General features: G+C 45.3%; 2 protein-coding genes. One reads left to right on the top strand and one right to left on the bottom strand.

Annotated features, from left to right (window positions below):
- The coding region (locus tag OEV42_21475) for an START domain-containing protein (GenBank protein ID MDH3976841.1) at nt 1-440 on the top strand (440 nt) is incomplete at its 5' end.
- 31 nt (nt 441-471) lie between these two features.
- On the opposite strand, the gene pbpC is transcribed toward OEV42_21475, so the two are convergent.
- Nucleotides 472-2,829 (bottom strand): penicillin-binding protein 1C, encoded by a 2,358-nt coding sequence (pbpC, locus tag OEV42_21470; GenBank protein MDH3976840.1) that lies wholly within the window; start codon nt 2,827-2,829, stop codon nt 472-474.
- Nucleotides 2,830-3,003 lie beyond the last annotated feature (174 nt).

Below are 3,003 nucleotides of genomic sequence, written 5' to 3'. Positions count from 1 at the left end.
CGGCATGTCCCCGCTGGATACACACATGCAGAGAAGGGCGGCTCCTTAAAAGAGTCAACCCCCAGGAGAGCTATACCTACACCATCAATGAAGCGCCCTGGCCCGTAAGTGACCGGGACGCCATTGTTCTTAATACCATCAACCAGGAGTCCCCCAAGGGCCCTGTAAGAATAAACATCCTCGGCGTTCCCGATTATATCCCTGAAAAAAAAGGCCTTGTCCGTGTAAAAATGATCAAGGGGCACTGGCTCTTCACGCCGCTGGAAGAAGGCATGACGGAAGTTGTCTACCAGGTACACAACGATCCCGGAGGCAACCTGCCCTCATGGCTCGTTAATTCCGTCGTTGTTTCCCAGCCCTACCATACGATGGTTAATATGCGGAAGATGGTGGATAAGGAGAAATATAAAGAGGCAAGGTATGATTTCATCGAGGAGTAGAGGGAGGACTTTGATTTTTCCTTTTTTGAATTCACTTTACCGTTATAGACACGGGCTCGCTCCTGTCCTTGGCTGTCCCGAAGCTGATGGCATAGGTTCCGGGCTTCATTGGCAGCGATGCCTTGTAGGGCCATTTGGCGGGCTCTAATATTTTATCGTTAACATACCAGTACAAATTTTCCGTATACACCTTAACGAGCGCCCTCAGTTCGATACTCTGGGTTTCCTCGCTATATCCCGGTTCATAAATATAGACTTCCTCGTCGCGCGGATTGATAACGGCAAATTTATTATAGTTGTCATTTAAGGGAGACACTTTTTCCGGTGGCGGCTGACGGTTCAGTTGAGACATCCAGGTAAAATATTCAGGATCGAGGTATTCATAGACTTTACGCGTTCTATATTGGGGAGCAACCTTTTCCGATGCAATCATTCCATTACGTATGTCGATTTCAACTTCACGATGGACGTCACATTTTTCCTTTGGCATTAAAACCTTCAGTACATGCATCTGCTTTTTGTGCGTACAATGCTTATTAGGGATAACACCAGACACGGAGCAGACTTCCACCTTGACAACATTTTCTGAAGGATGAGACCAGATGGGGCTGTCGGATTCTTTCCGTGAATAATGAACGAGCCGGCCTATCTGCTGGAAGAGGGGACCTGCGCCAATGGCCCCGGAATACTGATTTGTAGGTTCACCTGAAAAATTACCAACCCATACACCGATTGTATGATCCTTTGTGTATCCTATTACCCAGTTATCCTTCCAGTTACTCGATGTACCCGTTTTTATTGCAATAGGGAATTCAAATAACAAGGGATTATCAAAACCGAATGCCCTCATGCGTAAATTTTCATCGTACAGGATTTCAGTAATCAGAAAACCGATCTCTTCATCGAGAACCTGAATACCGCCATTCTCATCATTTGCTGAAGAATTTGAAATATGATTAATATTTCGTAAGTAACCTTTATTTGGAAAGATCGAATAGGCCCTTACAAGTTCAAGAAGCGATACCTCCCCGTTACCAAGGGTCAAGCCAAGACCATAGTGGCCGGTATTTTTCTTCAGACTTTCAAAGCCGAACTTATGGAGTTGCTCCAGGAGGGCATCAATACCTATGGCATTTGCGAGGCGAATGGCGGGCACATTCAAACTTCTTCCCAGGGCTTCATAAAGGGTTACGGGCCCTGAAAACTTACCCGAATAGTTTTGAGGCTCATAGAGTTTGCTATCTTTCCCTCCATAATTAATAGGAATATCGGGAATGACATGGGCTGGACTTTTCCCTTCCGAAAAAGCCATTGCATAGGTAAAGGGCTTCAATGTAGAACCTGGCTGCCGCAACATGGTCGTTCCGTTGTTACTTCCCTTGTCACCGTCCCAGTAGTCGGGAGAACCCACCATACTGAGGATCTCCATCGACCTGTTATTGATAACAAGTACCGCCCCGTGGGTGATTCCTCCGGTCTGAAGCTTCTTGATATGAGAGGAGAGAAGCGATTCAATATTTTTATTTAGAGATTCATCAATTGTCGTATGTAGTTCACCTCCCCTATTCCTGCTGGAAGCTTTTTTTATATTACCAAGCACATAGTCTGTAAAATGCATTGCTGAAGGTTTTCTATCTATATTAGATAAAGTAACGGGCTCTTTCTTTGCCCTGTCTGCATCAGAAGAATTTAACAAGCCCATGTAATTTAATCTCTTTATCACATAATTACGGCGTGCTACGGCACCATCGAGATTATTGTATGGGCTGTATACTCCCGGTCCCTGGATAAGGCCGGTAAGAAAGGCTATCTGTGATCTGCTTAAAAGGTTTAACGAAGCCCCGAAATACTCCCTGGCGCCGGCTTCCATACCAATATTCCCCCCTCCCATGGGAACCATATTGATATAGAGGGTAAGGATCTCCTCCTTGTTTAAGCCTGCCTCCAGGGACCTGGCAGTAAATATCTGTCCCATCTTGCCGAATATATTGCGGGGATAATCACCGATTAGCCTGGCGAGCTGCATGGTAATGGTTGACGCACCGGACTGGACCTCAAGCTCGGTAACGTTCTGAAAAAGAGCCCTCATAAGGGCAAGATAATCAACACCCTTATGCTTATAAAAGCGCTCATCTTCCGTAGCGATAACTGCCTTGATCAGTGCAGTCGGGATATCCGGATAATCGACCCAGTAGGCATGGAAACCTTCACTATTTACAACTTCACGAAGGAGAACGCCTTTCCTGTCATAAATCCGGTAAGATTCTTCATAACTTTTTTTCAACTCTGAAAAATCATATTTAAGAAAGTGGGGAAAAGCCAGAAAAGATAAAATAAAAAAGCAGACCGATAGAACAAATAAATATACCGGCCTGCTCTTTATTTTCATTAACTTCACAGTCTATTTTACGATGACCCGGTCTGATGATGTTTTGCCGTAATTCTCTGTGGCATACATGGCTTCCACATGCCCTGCCGGTCTTAGGAAAGTTCCCGGCGTCGTCGCCCTGGCTATATAGGAGAATTCATAATCGCCGGCCGGCATTTCATCGACGAAAAAGGC

This window comes from Deltaproteobacteria bacterium (genome assembly GCA_029860075.1).
Lineage (GTDB): Bacteria > Desulfobacterota > JADFVX01 > JADFVX01 > JADFVX01 > JAOUBX01.
This window is presented reverse-complemented; position numbering and strand designations above follow the sequence as displayed.

What these genes read in the sequence shown, in the direction of transcription:
- pbpC (MDH3976840.1), bottom strand. Translation starts at nt 2,829, where the DNA reads ATGAAAATAAAGAGCAGGCCGGTATATTTATTTGTTCTATCGGTCTGC.